The organism is Pontibacter coccineus, assembly GCF_030546575.1.
GTDB lineage: Bacteria > Bacteroidota > Bacteroidia > Cytophagales > Hymenobacteraceae > Pontibacter > Pontibacter coccineus.
Map to the genome: position 1 here is coordinate 133,293 of NZ_JAUOTN010000008.1, position 16,787 is coordinate 150,079.

A 16,787-nucleotide genomic window follows, 5' to 3' on the forward strand; every position below is an offset into this window, starting at 1 on the left:
AGGCTTTGGTTCTAGATAATTCAATCCCAGTATTTCACATACTTGTCGAATATCCACATTCCAACTTCTTTAGCTGCGATTCTACTTTCTTGGCTAGATAATGAGAAATTTTCCTGGTCTAATGAATAAAGAATCCATGCTCCGTTAGCCTCTGTAATTGTTAAAGGCTTTTCACCATTTGGCTTTGTATTGGAATTTGTATGTTGTTTTACATAAGCTTGATTATACATTAAGTTTTGTCTGATGTGTGGATTAATCTGCTCGAATTCTTTAATCATTGTTGCAAGAAGCTTTATTCTAAGAGTACTATCAATACCAAAATTCATAATTGCACCAATGTCAGCAGCAGAAAGAGCAACTAACATTGCCCAATATTCTAACTCCTTACTGTTCTCATATTTCTTTAAATAAGCGTTAGTAAAAAGTGATTGCTTTGTGCCAGTGATATAATGTATAGTATCATCTAATAGCTGTTTAGCTAATTTTGTTTCCCTACTAGAGCTGCTGAATATTTTACTTAATAGACTCATCTTTAAAATTAATTAGGTGTTCAAATTATCACAGCCCAAATCCAATTACCTCTAGATTCTCCCGAATCCGCTTCTCCAGCAGGGCGCTTTCTTCAAACTGAGCTGCCAGTTCGGTGGTCAGGCCCTTCATTTTTTCTTCAAACGGCACGCCGTCGTCTTCCTCGGCTTCGGAGCCCACGTAGCGGCCCGGCGAGAGCACGTAGTTATTGGCGGCCACTTCGGCTAAGGTAGCGGCTTTGCAGAAGCCTTCGGTGTCGGTGTAGCTGCCGCTCAGGTTGCGCCACGTATGGTAGGTGCCGGCAATGCGGGCCACGTCGGCATCTTCGAACACGCGCAGGCGGCGGCTCGCCATCGTGCCTAGTTTGCGGGCATCAATGAAGAGGATCTCGTTTTTGCGCTCGCGGTGCTCGCCATCGCGGCCGTCGCGGTTCTTGCTCAAAATAAAGATACAGGCCGGTATGCCAGTGGTCAGGAAAAGCTTGTCGGGCATCTGCACAATACAGTCTACCATGCCTTGCTGTATCATGTGCTCGCGCACGTTCTTTTCGCCGGCGCTTCCGGTAGTCATGGCGCCGTTGGCCATCACTACGCCTGCCGTGCCACGCTCCGAGAGGTGGTGCCACAGCGTCTGGAACCACATGTAGTTGGCATTGCCGGGCGTGGTAAAGGTGTCTTTGGCCCCGAAGAGGCGCGGGTCGTTGTCGGGCAGCAGCTCGGGGTGCCAGTTACTGATGTTGAATGGCGGGTTCATGAGGGCGTAGTCGGCCTTCAGGTCGGGGAAGCGGTCCTGCAGCAGCGAGTCGCCCAGCTTCACGTCGAAGGAGAGGTTGCGCAGCAGCAGGTTCATTTTGCAAAGGCGCAGCGTGCCTTCGTAGCGCTCCTGCCCGTAAATGGAGATGTCATTTTTGTCGCCGCCATGCGCCTGCAGAAACTTGAGGCTTTGCACGAACATACCACCCGAGCCGCAGGCCAGGTCCATGATGCGGCCCTTGAGCGGCTCCAGCATCTCCACGAGCAAACGCACCACCGAGCCCGGCGTAAAAAATTGTCCTGCACCGGAGCCTTCGGCCATGGCAAACTTGCCGATGTAGTATTCATACACACGGCCATAGATGTCGGACTCGGGGTTGTTGATCTCAGAGAACTTCTCTTTAGAGAACAGGTTAATGAGCCCGGCCACCTGCGTAGGGGAGAGCTGGCTTTTCACGAAGATCGGCTCCAGTACGCCTTTGTAGTCAGGGTTGCGCTTGCTCAATATTTCGTCGATCAGCACAAAAGCCTGGTCCACTTTCACCTTGATGTCGTCCTGCTCGGCGTTCTCGCGCAGGTAGGTCCAGGTCGCTTCATTTGGCATGCGGTATACGTTCTTTACCTGGTACTCCAGCTCGTCTTCCAGCACCTCATTCTGTTCGTGCTGTTCTATGTTATAGTAGTCGCTTTGCGGGTCAAAGAATGAAAGCTGCAGCTCCTGCTTGCGTATCTCAAAGCGCTCGGAGAGGTGCTTCAGAAACAGCAGCGAGAGCACATAGTCTTTGTACTGGTTCTCGGCTACAGCGCCGCGCAGTTCGTTGGCGGCATTCCAGAGTTCGTTTTCAAAATCTATATCCGCCTTGGGAGAGGCAGTAGGGGTATTCTTCTTGGCCATGTAAGCTAATGTACTCTGTGTTAAAACAAAGGTACAAGGTAGGGAAATATCCAGATATGTTAGGAGGAAAATATAGTTTACTTAAAATGTATTTGATGACCAGTGCACTTCTGATTTCTTAGTTGGAAGATAAAACAATTATCAGGTATAGCGTTTTCAGTTACATAACATATCTTGTAGGCATCACCAGCCTTCCACCTGCTTACTATTTCACACCATGACCATTAAACCCGCTTACCTTCTTGTGCTGTTTTCTTTTCAGTTCACAGCCTGCACACAATCTGGTAGCACGATATCAGAAATTGACCCGGTATATGGGGTTGTCCTAGACGAGCTGTACAGAGAGAAAGGGGTAAAGGAAGTGCATGTGGAGCGGGAGCAGTTTTACGAACGCAAACTTGTCTACCCGCGCTACTTGTCGTTGTACTTACTCCTGGACGATGAGGGAAGGGTCATCCGGAAAGAGACATCCCATAACGACCGCATCAGCAGAAGACTGGATACGGCGTATGATGCGGAAGGGAAGGTCATTTCAACTATTTCTTACGAAATAAAACCAGGCACTTCAAAAGACCGATCCGGCAGGGAGGGCATTGACTGGGTTTATTCAGAAAGAATGCTACACGAGTCAGACGGCAAAGAGACATCCGGTAAATATACCTGGAGTCATGTTAAGCAGGAATGGCACCAGGAGTACGAGTTGCGCACCTGGGAGCAGCATGATACGACCTATACCGAGCAGCGCAACCTTTATGGGACACAAGGTCAGTTACGTGATCTTACCAGAGCCTACTTGCTAGACGGTGACCCTAATGTCCTGCGACAGGATCACCTTACCTTCTCGCCAAAAGGAATGTCGGAGCCAAGGTATAGGTATACAAAAATAGAAGATGGCAAAGTGATAGAACACGGAAACGTGGACTACGAGTATGAGCTGTATGCTTTCATGGAAAAGAACCCGGGTAAGCAGCGCTTCATGTTCTCCAAACACGGGTACAGCACGGTGTTGGATGAACTGGCGCGTCAGACAACAGGCAGGCTGGAGCCTACAATGACGTACCAATACAACGGCAAGGGGCAGCTGATACTGGCGAATGAATACAATACAGAAATAACCTATGAACGTGATGCGGATGGGAGAGCGACGGCCAAAAGAGAACGCCACACAGGTGGAGCAGGTGGAACGATCTCGCGCTGTTATTACAACAAGGAGGGACTGCTCACCCATGAAGTTAAAACCTCCATCCGGGGGGAGCCTTCCGAAACCATGTTTTACAAATATACTTTTCGGTAATCCGATTAACATCCACCGTTCTGGATAGTTTTATTCAGTCGATATGGAACCAGGTATGTACCTGTTTTCATAACATACTATCAAAAAAGCCCTAACACAACCTGTGTTAGGGCTTTGTCATTTCAGGGGATTGGCGGACTAGTTCGTTACTTTCTCGTCTTCCTTTTCCTGCACATATACTGTTTGTTCTTCTTCGCGTCTGCCTTTGAACCACTTCCATAGGGTACCGCCACCGGCAGCAATTGCTACCGCGATCACCTTCCAGAATTTAAGCAACACGGCGAAGAAACCTACCTTGGTGAGCACCTTTCCGGCTACCAAGCCGCTCAGCGTCCAGGCGGCCACTTCGTCCACGTTCGGGTCGAAGTCGAAGTAGCTGTGTCCCTGCTCGAAGTTCACGCTGCTCGTAATCAACGGGATGTTCGCCTTCACGGCCGGCAAGTCTTCCATGTTGGCGATCGCGTTGAGCATCAGTACGCCCTTGCGGCCCAGTATGCGGACGTTGTAATTCAGCGTATGGCTTTCCATCTCACCGAACCGGAGCTCCTTAGCCCAGTGCAGGATCTTTTTGTCGTTGTCGTAATAGGGGTTGGAAGCCCATCCGATTAGCTGGATGGCATCGTAACCGTTGGCCTGACGCTCAGTGTTGCCTTCCAGCGTCTCTTCCTGCATGGTGGTCAGGAGCTCGGTATAGTCGATCTCGTTGGCATCAGCGTCTTTCACATAGCCGATCTCATCGAACTCAATGTCGAACACCCAGGTGCTGGCATCAAGCACGCCTTTGTCTTCTGGCAGGAGCATGCCCAGTGTAGAACCAGATGCCGGGTTCCCCCACAGCTCCGTCAACACAAACTCCGACTGCTTAGGGTCGAGGTACTTGAAGCCTTTCGGTACCGTGATCTTGGCCAGGCCATTTCCCAGCGTGATTTCGCCATACTGGTAGGTGAGCGACGCTTCGATCTCCTGTATCTGGAGCTGAGCCGAATCGACCTCTGTCTCTGTCTGGGCAAAAGAAGTGAGCGCACTCAGGAAGAGCGCAATGGTAAAGTAAACTTGTTTCATAAAAAATATTAAAAAGGTTGAGTAATGCGGCTTTGGGCACAAGGTAAGAAATGCTGGTGCCGCAGTGCTGCATCAGGATCGGCGACCAGAGCCCTTCCAAAAGGGGAGGCTGGTGATAAAAAAGAGGGTGGTGGTTTGCTGGCTAAAAGTAAAAAATAAATCAATATGGCAATAGGGACATTTCCTAATTATTTTAAAACTACTATATTAGGAAGTTGATTTCTAAAACATGGTACAGGTAGACACCCAACTTTCGCAGCAGGATTTTCTGAAATTCAATTTCAGCCACTTTTTTAGTAAGCTATTTGTCAAGGTGTTCTTTGCATTTTCTGGTTTTGTAGCGCTGATGTCCCTGTTGGGCTTTTTCCTGATCCTCCTGACAGACTACGAACAGTCCAGGCCGTTTGAGCAGCTGATGCCCATGTTCATTATGTCCGCTTTAATGGGTCTTGTCTGTTGGTCTGTTTACGCGCAGAGCAATCGCGTCTACAAGACGACCAATGCCGTGCACGAACCTATTGCTTATACCTTTTCTGATGCAGGTGTTCACCTGAAAGGAAAGACTTTTGAGTCGGAGCTTAACTGGTCTGGCTTATACAAAATTGTGGAGACGAAAGCATACTTTGTTTTCTACCAGAATAACGTAGCTGCCAACCTGGTACCCAAAAAATCATTCGATTCAAAAGAGCAGGTTCTTGCCATAAGAACCTTGATAGCCTCTCAACCAGATCTGAAGCATAAACTCAGAAAAGACTAAAGTTGAGAATTGAATTAGAGGGCCCACTGCCGCACTGCTTTTCCTATACCTGAAAAACCCAGCACTACCATCTAACCTACCTGGAGAAAAAGAACCAATCCGTTAAGATAAACTGCTGGCTTTCCGCCTCATTCAGTCCGAGGTTTTAAAGATGATTCTGTAGAGCGTTTACTGCTTAGTAAGGATAAGCTGTAAAATCGCACAATTCTTCATCGCAAAGCAGCTGCCGGAGTTCGGGGTCCTGCAGCACCTGGGTATAATCCATCCACTTGCCGTTAACCTTCAGCTTCCGGTGAATAAGCCGGATGCCATGGCTGTAGTCGACATACCAGTTAATGTGCCCGGTATAGAGCGGCTGGATGGGTTTGCCGCTTGGGCGGTGCCAGCCGTAAATGGCCACCCGGTTGGGGCGTGTGTCCTGGCTCACTTTGCTACTGATCACCACATCTTTCTTGATGCCGGCAATAAGTCCCTTTCGTCCCTGGCGCTGCCCTTCGATCATGAGGTGGTGGTGGTAGAATGTAGGGGTGCTGTCCCGGAGGGCGTAGAGCGGGAGCGGCTCCAACTTCACGGTGGCTTGCATATAAATGGCGTCTACCATTTTGCGGGTAGGCAGAAAGCAACCCAGGCTGTCGGCCATTTGCTGTGCGGCCGTGGGAGTGAGGGGGATGCGGGCCCAATCGGCGTTGTGACCGACGCTCACATAATCCGGACTGGCATAGAAGGTGGCCTGTATTGTTTTGCCTTCGGCGGTTACAGCGGAAACAGGTATAGCCACAAATTTTCGAAGGAAGTCCGGCACATTGCCACTGAGGATTTCCCGCACGGCCAGCGAATCGCGCTGCTGCCAGGTATAGGCGGCTGCTTGCTGGTAAAAGGCTGCCCCCGACAAAGCAGCTGCCGGACGGGCTGGTAGAGAGAGGTTCTTAGGCGCGGTGCAAGACAATGTAAACAGTAGCAAGGAAAAGCAGAGGAATCGTTTCATTTTTTTATCAGTCTGCAGGCTTGTAATGCTGCAGTGTCTGTTACGAGCGGTTTTTTCTTCAGCCAGGTCTGGCACCTGTATACCTTAATTCAGAGGCTTAAGGTAAGGAAAATTAGAAGGTCAGGAAGGGTGGCTAGCTAATTTTAATTATTTGTGAGGGGGGAGCAAGGTTTACGCAGCAGGTATAGGAATTCAGATTTCTCCTATCGCCGAAATGGAAAGCTGGTCGAAATTGAAAAATGGTGTATTATCCTCCCAAACTTTCTGTAAACTAGTTGGTTAGCTATAGTAGAGGGACCGCATTGGTTCTATGTTTCACCAATAATTGTGATCGCCTATGACACCGAATACTGCACTTGCACTGCTACTGGTAGGCTCAGTCGCTTATTTTGTTATCGAGCTGATGATCGACTAAAGTAGCTTAGCGCTTTTTAGTTCATCAGTACTTGAGGACACGTAAATTCAGCTGCTTGGCAGTTGCTGAAGTGGCTACCAAATCTGTCAGGTATAGGATCTGTCAGGTATAGGCTGGCTATACCTGCACCTGCAGCGCTTTCCTATACCTGAAAAATACCAGCAGCGCCACCAACCCTATTGCCGCCAAACAGATCCAGGCTGTCGTAATGATTTGCGGACTCTCCATTGCATTCAGCTCGTGGTGTTTGAGGATGATGCCATAAAGCGCCCACACACCGACCAGGCCGACCATAGGGTTGGATCGACTAAAGACCACAAACACCACGATCAGAGTAGCCGCTACGATCATGCTCATCGTCCAGAGTCCTGCGCTCAACCCAAAGCCATCCCAGCCCAAACCTACCAAAGCAGAACTGATGTTGGCGACCGTGGCGATGATGATCCAGCCCAAATATAAGCTCAGCGGCACCTGTGTAAACCAGATGGAAGCTGCCGAGCGGCTCCTGTCAAAAAATCCCAACCGCAGGTGAATCAGCAGCAAAGTAACCAGTTGGATCAGGATCAGCACCACCGAAAGCACCAGGCGCTCGTGTACCCAGGCGATGGTCCAGGCGCCGGTGGCCAGGTTGTTGAGCATGAAGAGAAAGCCGAGTCGCTTCAGGTCCGCGTTGGCCTCGTGCAGGGCGGGTTCCTTAAACGCTTTGACAAGGTGGTAAATACAGAAGACGGAAAGTGCCAGGTAGATGATGCCCCAGATAGCGAAGGTGATGCCCGCCGGCGTGAAAAGTGCCGGGTACTTGGCCGACACCTCACCGATGGTCTGGCTATTGAAAAGCTCCAGCTGCGTGAGTTGCGAAGGCACCAGGTGCAGCAGGAAAAACACGGCGTTCAGGATGGCAAGCGTCTTGATATTTTTCATTGTCCGGAGAGCGTTATTTCAGGAAAATTCTCTTTACGCAAAAGAAAAATACTTAACCAACCGCCACCTGGAATGTTCAGAAATCTGGTGCCGATACCCAGCATTATCATTCACCGTTTGCACCCTTATATCGACGAGGTCGGGAATTTAATCCAGATTTCTCCTTCCGTCGAAAGGACAGGTCTGGGTATGTCTTCCATGGAAGGAATAGCACGATCCTCTCAGGTATAGCCCCATCCTCTAAGGTACAGCTTGCAGGCAGGTATAGCTTACAGTATCGAGCTGATGATCAGCTGATCGCCGCCTTCCCTGCCGATCTTGTTCAGCTTTATTTCTTCGGTGTCCGTTGCCGGCTGCTCGTACAGCGCTTTGATGTAGGCTTCGAGCTCTTCCTGTGTTTCGAAAAGCGCGTGCACTTCTTCCGGTCGCTGGCTCAGGGTTTTTACGGCGTCGCTGGTGAGGCTGTAGAGTTTCCAGGCACGGAAACGCCCGCTGTAGCATTCATAACCGCCGATGCACACATAGGCGTAATAGTCGCGGTTCCAGTCAAAGTCTTGGATAGATACTTGTGCCATCAGAAAAGGGTAGAGGGTTGCTGATATGAAATGATACCTAAGGTAAGAAAAATAACAGCAGGTATACGGACTTGTTTTGGCATTATGGTTAAAGTGCTATATTTGTTGATTATTCGCTGGCTATACCTTTGTTTGGGATGAAACAGGCCGGGCGTACACACAGCGGGTATTTCTCAATTAACTTTTCTTATGAAAAATTTTAGCTGGTTGCTGGTGGCAGCCCTGGCCCTGACGAGCTGCATGGGCACCAAGAAATACGCTTCGTTTGTGGAGCAACGGGTGCAGATAGAGCAGACAGCACTGCCACAGCTAGAAGCGCTGGTGGTGAATGCACCTGCCACCGAACATACGGGCCATCAGTTCAAACAGCTGGAGCGCTCATTTATACCTGCGCTGGTATACTGGGGCTGGAACTCTACCATCTCCTGCGAGCTCGATCCGGCCATGGTGGCAGCCTCTGTACGTCGCGGTATGTACCAGGCGGCGGACAAGCTCAGCTTACAGGATAGGCTGGCTGGCAAACAGTTGGTGGTCGATATCCGGCAGACGCCCGGCCAGTTTATGTACGTGAACAAGGGCAATGTCATTTTCCTGGTCTTTGCGCACATCACATCGGGTGAGGAATCCATTACGCCGCGCCCGACCGACCTGGTGCTGCACTACCAATTGCTCGAAAACGGTGCCGTGGTAGCCAGTGGCGAGCAACAGGTAAAGAACACACAGGAGCCTTTGCGCAACCTCTGGAAGTCGTCGAAGAAATTTACCTGGCTATACCTGGATCAGTTTGAACTGGAGGCCAGCCGCATGGGGGAGGAGTCGCTTAAGAATATCCTGCTACAACTGGAGAGTGATGTGAGCAGTTTGTAGTCAGCAAGGTTTTGAAAGCACGCAACTACACATAAAAAATCCCCCTCGTTAAAGCGAGGGGGATTTTTTATGCGATTTAATTACGGACGCGGATCAGTCGGGTCTTCCCGGAGGCGCGTGTTATTGGGCTCATTTGGATCAGTTGGCCTACGCGGAGCATTCGGATCTACGTTCTTCCGGCGCGGATCATTCGGGTCCAGTTTGTCTATGTCCACCTCCGTGTTACGGACGGTGTCCCGGATGGTCTCGTCGTGCTCGGTTACCTCCTTGCGCAGGTTTATCTCTTCCACCACACGAGCTTCTTTGTTGACCACGGCCTCTTCGGCACGCTCCGTGATGTTGAGCTCACCTTCCTTGGCATTTGCCATGTCGGCTTCCGTCGCAGGACGGTTAACCGGTCTGCGCTCCACATCCACATGCTCCTCGCGCAGTTTAATGTGCTCTTCTACAGGTCGTTCAACAATGCGGGTCCGGATGTTGGTAGCACCCGTTTCCACTTCCCGTTTACCTACATTCAGATCCTCTTTGATGATCGGGATCGTTTTGTCGCCTTCCTGTGTGCCGGTTGTAGAAGGCCTATTGCGGTAAAACTTGTCTTCGTCGTAGGCAGGGTCGTTGTAGAAATCTTCCGTATCGCGGGTGTCCCGGCTTGCCACAGCAGCAGCGGCACCAGCACCAGCTGCTCCCATACCTCCAAATACGTTACGCACCGACATTTCTGTATCGCGTGTCAGGCTGCCTTTCTCGTAAACCGGTAGGGCCTGCAGTTGATCAGCGGTAATATTTGGTAAGATCACATCATCGTCAGAATCCTGTAACTCAGCCACCCCAATAGGTATAAGCACATGGCGCGGATCCAGGTCAAAGTAGTTACCTTCGAGGTCCAGTACGATGTAGCGCACCTTGCGGGTCTGCGGATCAAACAGGAGTTCTTCCACTTCGCCGATGGTGTTCCCTTGCGGGTCCTTCACAGTCCAGCCCTTGATGTTAGGCTCTCCTTCTGCTATCTGGAAATCACTGCCGCCCAACTCCTGCAGACGGTTTCTATCATTATAATTTTCGTTTATGTTCATCGTAGTAATTGGTTAATAATTAATAAGTTGGCTTCGCGTTACTTAGTTATACGCGTGATTGTGGCGCACGTATACCTTGCTTTTCTGTAGTGAACCGAAGCCTAGTTTCCGCGTCGTGCCACGATCTCCACGCGTCTGTTCTGCTGACGTCCCTCAGACGTTTGGTTGGAGGCAGTCGGGTCGGCTTCTCCGACAGCATGCACCGTAATGCGGGCGGCACTGATGTTGCCGTTTTGTGTCAGCCAGTTACGCACGGCCTCCGCACGTTCTTCGGCCAACTGCTCGTTGTAATTTTTGCTGGCCCGGGAGTCGGTATAGCCATAGACGCGTATCTGCCCGTCGTTGTAGCGCTGGTTCAGCGACTGTGCCACCTGCTTTAACTTAGGTGCTGCTCCGGAGCGTATCTCCTTCGAATCGGTATCGAACAGGATCGTCTCGTCGAGGCTATAAATGGCATAGTCATCATTTCCACGCACCGTTACGTCCTTGTCAGTGATCTCCTGGTAGGTAGCAACCGGTACGTTGCGGTCGATGTCATTCCAGTCAGCGTCAGTTGCTGTGCCGCGGTCTGTGTCCATGGCGCCGGTTGTCCCGCCGGTGGTAGCTCCAGCAGTTGTGGCAGCGGTAGTGGCCGTTGTAGTATCGGTGTCCATGTCACGGTCAACATCGTTTTCGTCGTCACATCCGCGGAGTAAAAATATAATTGCCAGCAAGGCCAGAATAGCTAGCAGCAGCCACAACCACCAGGGTTTATTTTGTTTTGGTTCAACGTTTAATTCAGCCATTTTTTCAGTCGTTTTATTTTGTTAAAAAAGATTTAGATCAGCATTGCGCCAGCTTTGATAAAACTAATACGCAATAGAAAGATTACGACTTGCCTGCTGACTTAGTTCTATATATTAATTTGCTAGCTTAAAAAAATCTAATTTAAGTGTGAGCGATTCACTGCCGCTGGTCTCCTGAAGTGCTCCAAACCTGCATTACATGATGAACGCTCAGGATACTTGTTCGGGCTACCTGGTTGACGGCTTTAAGGCCGCTCTTTCACACATCCAGGTCCGAGAGTATTTCTCTAAGATTGCTCTTTAGGACATCCATGTCAGAAAGTATTTCTGCCGGGGACATCCTTGTCCCATATACCTGATCATTACATAAACGCACGGGGATGTGGACATCTCTAACAGTGGGGGTGGAACCCTTGATAAGGCTTCTGGACATGGATGTCCGAAAGAGCAGTTTAAGAGCTTTTGGCACTTTTGTCTAGGTGCTGGAAAAGTTCCTTATCCAAACTGTCTCCTTAGGGTACTGCAGGGCTGTAAATGCGAAGTGCTATTGCGAGAAACCCGACTTTATAAATGAAAAGCCAACAAACGTAAACACCCGCATCTTCCCTATAAGAGGATGGATGTATTATTACGAACAACATCCGCAAGCACCCCATCGCCACTTAGCGCAAATGCCAAATCGATCGTATAAGTCCGCATCAGAACTTCTATACCTGACAGCTACAGCAAGACAATGACAGTTTTGTCCAGGCTTTTTAATTTGTAAAGATACACCAGTATGCGGGCAGACCTCAGTGGCAAAACCATCATCATTACGGGCGGCAGTTCCGGTATAGGCGCAGCGGCGGCCAGAACCCTGCGCCAGCAGGGAGCACAGGTCGTGATAACGGGCCGCTCCGGCGAAACCGAAAAACTGGCGGAAGAGATCGGCTGCGACTATTACCTGGTGGACTATACCCGCTTTGCGGAGGTGCGTGCATTTGCCCGGGATCTGCTGGCAAAATACCCCCGCATCGACGTGCTGGTCAACAACGTGGGCGGCATTATTGCAGATAGGCGTCTGACCGAAGACGGCCACGAAACCACCTTGCAGGTCAACCATTTGTCAGGCTTTCTGCTCACGCTGCTGCTGCAGGAACGTCTCGAGTCCTCCAAGGCGATCGTGATCAATACCTCCAGCGCAGCCAATCTGATGGGACGCGTTAAATTTGACGACCTTGAAAACAAGAAGAACTACAAAAGCATGTCGGCCTACGGGGCCGCAAAGCTCATGAACATCCTGCATGCTATGGAAATCAGCAGGCGCTTTAAGGGCGTCTGGGCGGCTTCGTTTCATCCGGGTGTGGTCGGTACAGGTTTTGCGCGGGAAGGGGGCGGCCTGATCAGGTGGGCGTATGAAGGTTTGCTGGGGCGTTTCTTGATGATCTCTCCTGAGCAAGGAGCCGACACACTGCTTTGGCTGATCAGCACCTTGCCCGGCAAAGATTGGCAGGACGGGGAATACTATTACAAACGCAGACCCGGCCGCCGGAATCCGCAGGTCAGCCCGGAAATGGCCGCTAAACTATGGGAGGCATCCCTGCAACTGACCGGGACTGGAAAACAATAGCGCGTCGAGCAGGTATAGAAATGAATATGAACCGATAAAGAAACCATCCTATGAAAACAGCACTCGTAATTGGCGCAACCGGCCTGGTGGGCACGCAACTGGTACAACAACTTCTGGCAGATGAACGCTTCAGTAAAGTGATCGTGTTTGGCAGACGCTCCCTGGGTATAGCCAACACCAAACTGGAAGAACACCTGATCGACTTTGACCAGCCGGAAGCATGGCAGCACCTGGTGAAGGGTGATGTGCTCTTCTCCACGCTGGGCACCACCCTTAAGCAGGCCGGCGGGCAGAACGGGCAGTACAAGGTAGACTACCACTACCAGTACAAGTTCGCCGAAGCTGCCGCCCAGAACGGGGTGCCGGCCTATGTGCTGGTTTCCTCGTCAGGGGCCAACAAGGATTCCATGATCTTCTACTCGCGCATGAAAGGTACGCTGGAGGAGAACGTGAAAAAGCTCGATTTCCAGAGTATTAACATCATCCAGCCCGGCCTGCTGCACGGCGACCGCAAAGAGAGCCGCACCGGCGAGGAGGTGGCCTATAAAGTGATGCACTTTCTGGATAAACTAGGTATAGCGGGCAAGTACAAACCCTACGAAGACAAGGTGGTAGCGCAGGCCATGATCAACGCAGGTATAGCCGCCCAGCCCGGCGTGCATACCTATACCTTGGGCGAAATCTTCAAGCTGGCGGAAAGAGAGCATTTGAGCCGGTAGTGAATGCCGCTACTTTTGTAAAAGCCCATGGGGTGAGCGTCATCGTTCGTGCCTGGAAGGGTGGGGCAAGGTATAAAACAAATGTGCCAGAACTCATCTAGGGTTCTGGCACATTTGTTTAGTATCCGGTCGTTGACCGGGCTGTTCACCACAGGTATGGACCTCTCAGGTATAGCGCTTGCTTTACTGAGTAGCTTACCCGATCCGCCAGGTGATCGTTACAGTTTCGGACACGTCAATGTCATCGGGTTCGAAGTCGGGGGCAGGGGCGGAAGCCTCCATCAGCACCTCGCTGTCATATACCGGGTAGTCGTAGTGCTGCGACCGGATGGTGAGTTCACGGTAAGAATAGTCGATATCGAGGATTTCGCGAAGCTCCACACCGGTGGCTTCAGTAATGAGCGCTGCATTTTCTTTGGCTTTGGCGATGGCCTGCAGGATCAATTGCTGCTGGTGCCCGCTGGCGTCTTTCACACCAAAGGAAATGCTGAAATCCAGGTTGTCAAGCTTTTTGGCAACCTGGCCTAGCAGGGTATTGATAAGTGCTTTCTCGAGCGGTAGCTCTAACTCCAGGCGGTGCGTGGCACTGTAGCCATTAAACTACGACTTTTCGGTCTTGCGGTTCCACTTCGATTCTTTGCGCACGCCAAAATCCTTTGTCTTGAGACTGCTCCGGGCTATACCTTGTGCTTCGACGAGGCTGCGCAGGTCTTCCACTTTGGCGTTGAGCGAATCAACGGTTTTGTCATATTCCCATTCCTGCGCCACGGCACTGAAAGAAAGGATCATGATGTCGGGTGAAACGGAAAGCTTGCCGCGGCCCGTAATCTGTAGTTTGCGTTTCATAGCGCAGGTATAGCTTAGATGAAATAAAGCTCTAATATATAGCATAAGTGGAATATTTTGACAGTTTCCATGCGATATGCCGGGATTGACCTTTGGGGATAGGCTATACCTGGAAACAAGGGATAAGCAGGTTATGCATTTAACAGCAGATGACTATATTTACGAAGCTATACCTGAAACTATGAGCGATTTCAACCCAATTCTTCTCTTACTAGGCTGCCTCTTCCTGCTGACAACCTGCGCACCTGTTGCACGGCAAGGTATAGGGAATGGCCAACCGGAAACCGCCCAGACGCAATTGCGCGTCATGAGCTATAACATTCACCACGCCAATCCACCGAGTAAAAAAGGTGTGATCGACCTGGAAGCGATTGCGGCAGTGATCAGAAAAGAAGCAGTTGATCTGGTGGCTTTACAGGAGGTGGATGTGAACATTGGACGTTCAGGAAATGTCAACCAGGCCGAAGCACTGGCCAAGATGCTCGGGATGCACTTCTACTTTGCAAGGGCCATTGATTTTGGGGGAGGAGAGTATGGCGTGGCGATCCTGTCGCGCTATCCGCTGACTGACGCCCGGAAAGTGCCGCTCCCCGAGGAGGCCGAACCGAAAGCAGAGGATCGAGTCGTAGCGTTTGCCACCGTGCAAATACCAAATGGGCAGCGTATCCGTTTCGGCAGCACCCACCTCGATGTGCTGAGCAGTGCCAACCGGCTGCAGCAGGTACAAACCATCAACACCATTGCCGCCGCTGATGAGGTGCCCTTCATCCTGGCCGGCGACTTCAACGATTTTCCGGACAGCCCCGCCATCGCGGCGCTCGACCGGGTGTTCCAGCGCACCTGCCAGACCGATTGCGAACCGACCTTCCCGCAGGACACACCGGACCGCATCATCGATTACATCGTCTTTTCGCGCACGTCCATTCTGAAAGTTCTGTCGCACCAGGTGGTGCCTGAAAGCTATGCCTCTGACCATCGGCCCGTGCTGGCGGTGTTTGAGCTTCCGGCAGCTCCTGTTAGTCGTTAGCAGCCAGTTGCTCCGCACCGCTAGGCCAGTTCTCCATAGAGAGTATATTCTGCCTGAGGGCATCGCTTACCTCATCTGCAATCCGGTTAGGCGAGCGATTGTAGCGGGTGTTGGCCAGTACGACAAAGCTATACTCGTCGTTGACCCTGGATAGCACGGCCGTGGTGCCGGGCAGGGAACCATAGTGGGTCCAGGTGTCGCCACCGAAATAAGTGGCCTGCAGCAGGTTGTCCTCAATCAGATCAGGTATAGCCGGATTGCGATCGATCAGGGCCATGAAGCGCATCAGGTCGCCTGTGCTTGCCAGCCAGCCGCCGTGCGCATCCATACGTGCCATGTTATACGAGTAGGGGTCGTATTGCTGCTGGTAGTATTTCACCTCTTTCGAAGCCTGTTCTTCTACGGAGTCGCCCGCTATCCGCATTCCGAAAACCTTCGCCGGGTGCAGTATCTCTTCCTGTATAAAACCTTCGTACGTTTTGCCTGTCACTTTTTCGATTATGCGGCCCAAAATGCTGTACCCCAGGTTAGAGTATGCCATGGTGGAGCCGGGCTGGTGCTCCAGGACCCCGTTTAGCAATTGATCAGTTATGATTTCCCGGGCTGTAACAGAATCTTTGACCAGCATTGGATCGGCTCCGTCGCTGGACCAGCCAGCAGTGTGCGTGAGCAGATGGTATACGGTGATCTGTGCTATGTTCGGGTCAGTAGCTGGCTCCGGAAAATCGTCAGCGAGAATGCCCTCCGGACCAAAAACCTTGTCTGCCAGCGTAAGCTTCCCATCGTGTACCAGTTTGAGAATGCCGGCGCTGGTGATGGGCTTGGAAAGGCTGGCAATCCGGAACAGGCTCTGGTCGCTCACGAGTTCTTCTTTTTCTTTGTCAGCATGGCCATAGCTTCTGACAAAAACCGGCTCCCCATTTCGGGTGATGGAGACAGCCATAGCTGGTACGTTGTAGCGCTGCATGATATGGTCGAGCGCCTCGTCAAAACCACTGTAAGCAGACCCCGGGATTGCCTGTTGCTGTACGACGGTTCCGTCCGCCGCTACCACGTTGTAATAGATGCCACGTTCCGTTACTGTGCTTTCGGTGCCACCCCCAGAGATTCCGCTACTGCTAAGTTGCGAAGTGGCAGGTGAGAGAGATACTACGCCCCCTGTAGTAGCGGCAACGGGCTTCGTCGAAGTGCTCTCGGGGAAAATATATGAAGTGAAAAAGCCCGCCTTCAGTAGTTTGATCTGTGAATTTGTAGGTCGCTTGATTCCGGCCTGGCATGCGATGATGCAAAACAGAAGCAATACGACACACAACCTTCTGTGCATCCTGTAAAATGGTAATAGGTACTAAAGATTCATTAAAGCAGCGCAACTGGGAAGAAATACGAACCCGGGCTGAGCCGATTTTCATAGTGCAGGTATGGGAGCAAGGATCTGACAGCGCAAATGCTATGATCCTGATGCTAATTTAAATTGTCTTTTTTTCTGAAACAAAAAATGTTGTAAACCGTAATTGCACTTTTCCAATGGAGTTAGTCCACTGAAAATACGTTTGATATGTGAATTTAATCATCAGCCTTGAGCAACAAGCTTCGGTTGATTTGATTTTAATTCATAAATGAAGATGCGTATACCTGAGTCTGATTATTGAAAATTTAGCTTTTAACTGCCTGATTGCA

15 protein-coding genes and 1 pseudogene are annotated in these 16,787 nt (G+C 50.8%); 6 read left to right on the plus strand and 10 right to left on the minus strand.

Annotated elements, in window-relative coordinates:
- Positions 1-20: 20 nt before the first annotated feature.
- Both Q4E40_RS17255 and Q4E40_RS17260 read right to left on the minus strand, forming a co-directional pair.
- Entirely contained in the window at positions 21-530 is a 510-nt protein-coding gene (locus Q4E40_RS17255) for a hypothetical protein (RefSeq protein WP_303413912.1), read from the minus strand.
- Positions 531-558: 28 nt separating this feature from the next.
- On the minus strand, positions 559-2,175 hold the full coding sequence (locus Q4E40_RS17260; protein WP_303413914.1) for a type I restriction-modification system subunit M: 1,617 nt from the start codon (positions 2,173-2,175) through the stop codon (positions 559-561).
- Positions 2,176-2,392: 217 nt separating this feature from the next.
- Between Q4E40_RS17260 and Q4E40_RS17265 the strand changes: the two genes are divergently transcribed.
- The gene (locus Q4E40_RS17265; protein WP_303413915.1) at positions 2,393-3,469 is read left to right on the plus strand and encodes a hypothetical protein; all 1,077 of its coding nucleotides are present in this window, start codon (positions 2,393-2,395) and stop codon (positions 3,467-3,469) included.
- Between the two features lie 138 nt (positions 3,470-3,607).
- Here the strand turns inward: Q4E40_RS17265 and Q4E40_RS17270 are convergent, their stop codons facing one another.
- Entirely contained in the window at positions 3,608-4,531 is a 924-nt protein-coding gene (locus Q4E40_RS17270; protein WP_303413916.1) for a DUF2167 domain-containing protein, read from the minus strand.
- Positions 4,532-4,760: 229 nt separating this feature from the next.
- Here Q4E40_RS17270 and Q4E40_RS17275 point away from each other — a divergent pair, with 229 nt between their 5' ends.
- Positions 4,761-5,288 (plus strand): YcxB family protein, encoded by a 528-nt coding sequence (locus tag Q4E40_RS17275; RefSeq protein WP_303413918.1) that lies wholly within the window; start codon positions 4,761-4,763, stop codon positions 5,286-5,288.
- Between the two features lie 175 nt (positions 5,289-5,463).
- On the opposite strand, the gene Q4E40_RS17280 is transcribed toward Q4E40_RS17275, so the two are convergent.
- The 3 genes from Q4E40_RS17280 to Q4E40_RS17290 form a co-directional block, all read right to left on the minus strand.
- Positions 5,464-6,273: a hypothetical protein gene (locus tag Q4E40_RS17280; RefSeq protein ID WP_303413920.1), complete on the minus strand. Its 810-nt coding sequence runs from the start codon at positions 6,271-6,273 to the stop codon at positions 5,464-5,466.
- A 532-nt stretch (positions 6,274-6,805) separates the two neighbouring features.
- Entirely contained in the window at positions 6,806-7,609 is an 804-nt protein-coding gene (locus Q4E40_RS17285) for a hypothetical protein (RefSeq protein ID WP_303413921.1), read from the minus strand.
- A 269-nt stretch (positions 7,610-7,878) separates the two neighbouring features.
- Positions 7,879-8,184 (minus strand): hypothetical protein, encoded by a 306-nt coding sequence (locus Q4E40_RS17290; protein WP_303413922.1) that lies wholly within the window; start codon positions 8,182-8,184, stop codon positions 7,879-7,881.
- A 189-nt stretch (positions 8,185-8,373) separates the two neighbouring features.
- Here Q4E40_RS17290 and Q4E40_RS17295 point away from each other — a divergent pair, with 189 nt between their 5' ends.
- Positions 8,374-9,051, plus strand: a complete 678-nt coding sequence (locus tag Q4E40_RS17295) for a hypothetical protein (RefSeq protein ID WP_303413923.1) — start codon at positions 8,374-8,376, stop codon at positions 9,049-9,051.
- An 80-nt stretch (positions 9,052-9,131) separates the two neighbouring features.
- On the opposite strand, the gene Q4E40_RS17300 is transcribed toward Q4E40_RS17295, so the two are convergent.
- A complete protein-coding gene (locus Q4E40_RS17300; RefSeq protein ID WP_303413924.1) occupies positions 9,132-10,124 on the minus strand; it encodes a PRC and DUF2382 domain-containing protein in 993 nt (330 codons plus the stop codon).
- A 101-nt stretch (positions 10,125-10,225) separates the two neighbouring features.
- Positions 10,226-10,909, minus strand: a complete 684-nt coding sequence (locus Q4E40_RS17305; protein WP_303413926.1) for an OmpA family protein — start codon at positions 10,907-10,909, stop codon at positions 10,226-10,228.
- A gap of 778 nt (positions 10,910-11,687) precedes the next feature.
- Between Q4E40_RS17305 and Q4E40_RS17310 the strand changes: the two genes are divergently transcribed.
- The gene (locus Q4E40_RS17310) at positions 11,688-12,518 is read left to right on the plus strand and encodes an SDR family NAD(P)-dependent oxidoreductase (protein ID WP_303413928.1); all 831 of its coding nucleotides are present in this window, start codon (positions 11,688-11,690) and stop codon (positions 12,516-12,518) included.
- Between the two features lie 50 nt (positions 12,519-12,568).
- Complete coding sequence (locus Q4E40_RS17315) at positions 12,569-13,237, plus strand: NAD(P)H-binding protein (protein ID WP_303413929.1); 669 nt, start codon at positions 12,569-12,571, stop codon at positions 13,235-13,237.
- Between the two features lie 195 nt (positions 13,238-13,432).
- Here the strand turns inward: Q4E40_RS17315 and Q4E40_RS17320 are convergent.
- Positions 13,433-14,128 (minus strand): annotated as a pseudogene (locus tag Q4E40_RS17320) (SIMPL domain-containing protein).
- 88 nt (positions 14,129-14,216) lie between these two features.
- On the opposite strand from Q4E40_RS17320, the gene Q4E40_RS17325 reads away from it, so the two are divergent.
- The gene (locus tag Q4E40_RS17325; RefSeq protein ID WP_303413930.1) at positions 14,217-15,110 is read left to right on the plus strand and encodes an endonuclease/exonuclease/phosphatase family protein; all 894 of its coding nucleotides are present in this window, start codon (positions 14,217-14,219) and stop codon (positions 15,108-15,110) included.
- On the opposite strand, the gene Q4E40_RS17330 is transcribed toward Q4E40_RS17325, so the two are convergent.
- Positions 15,100-16,434 carry a serine hydrolase domain-containing protein gene (locus Q4E40_RS17330; RefSeq protein WP_303413931.1) on the minus strand — a complete coding sequence of 445 codons (1,335 nt, stop codon included), beginning with the start codon at positions 16,432-16,434 and terminating at the stop codon, positions 15,100-15,102. The two genes, Q4E40_RS17325 and Q4E40_RS17330, sit on opposite strands and share 11 nt — an antisense overlap.
- Between the last annotated feature and the right edge of the window lie 353 nt (positions 16,435-16,787).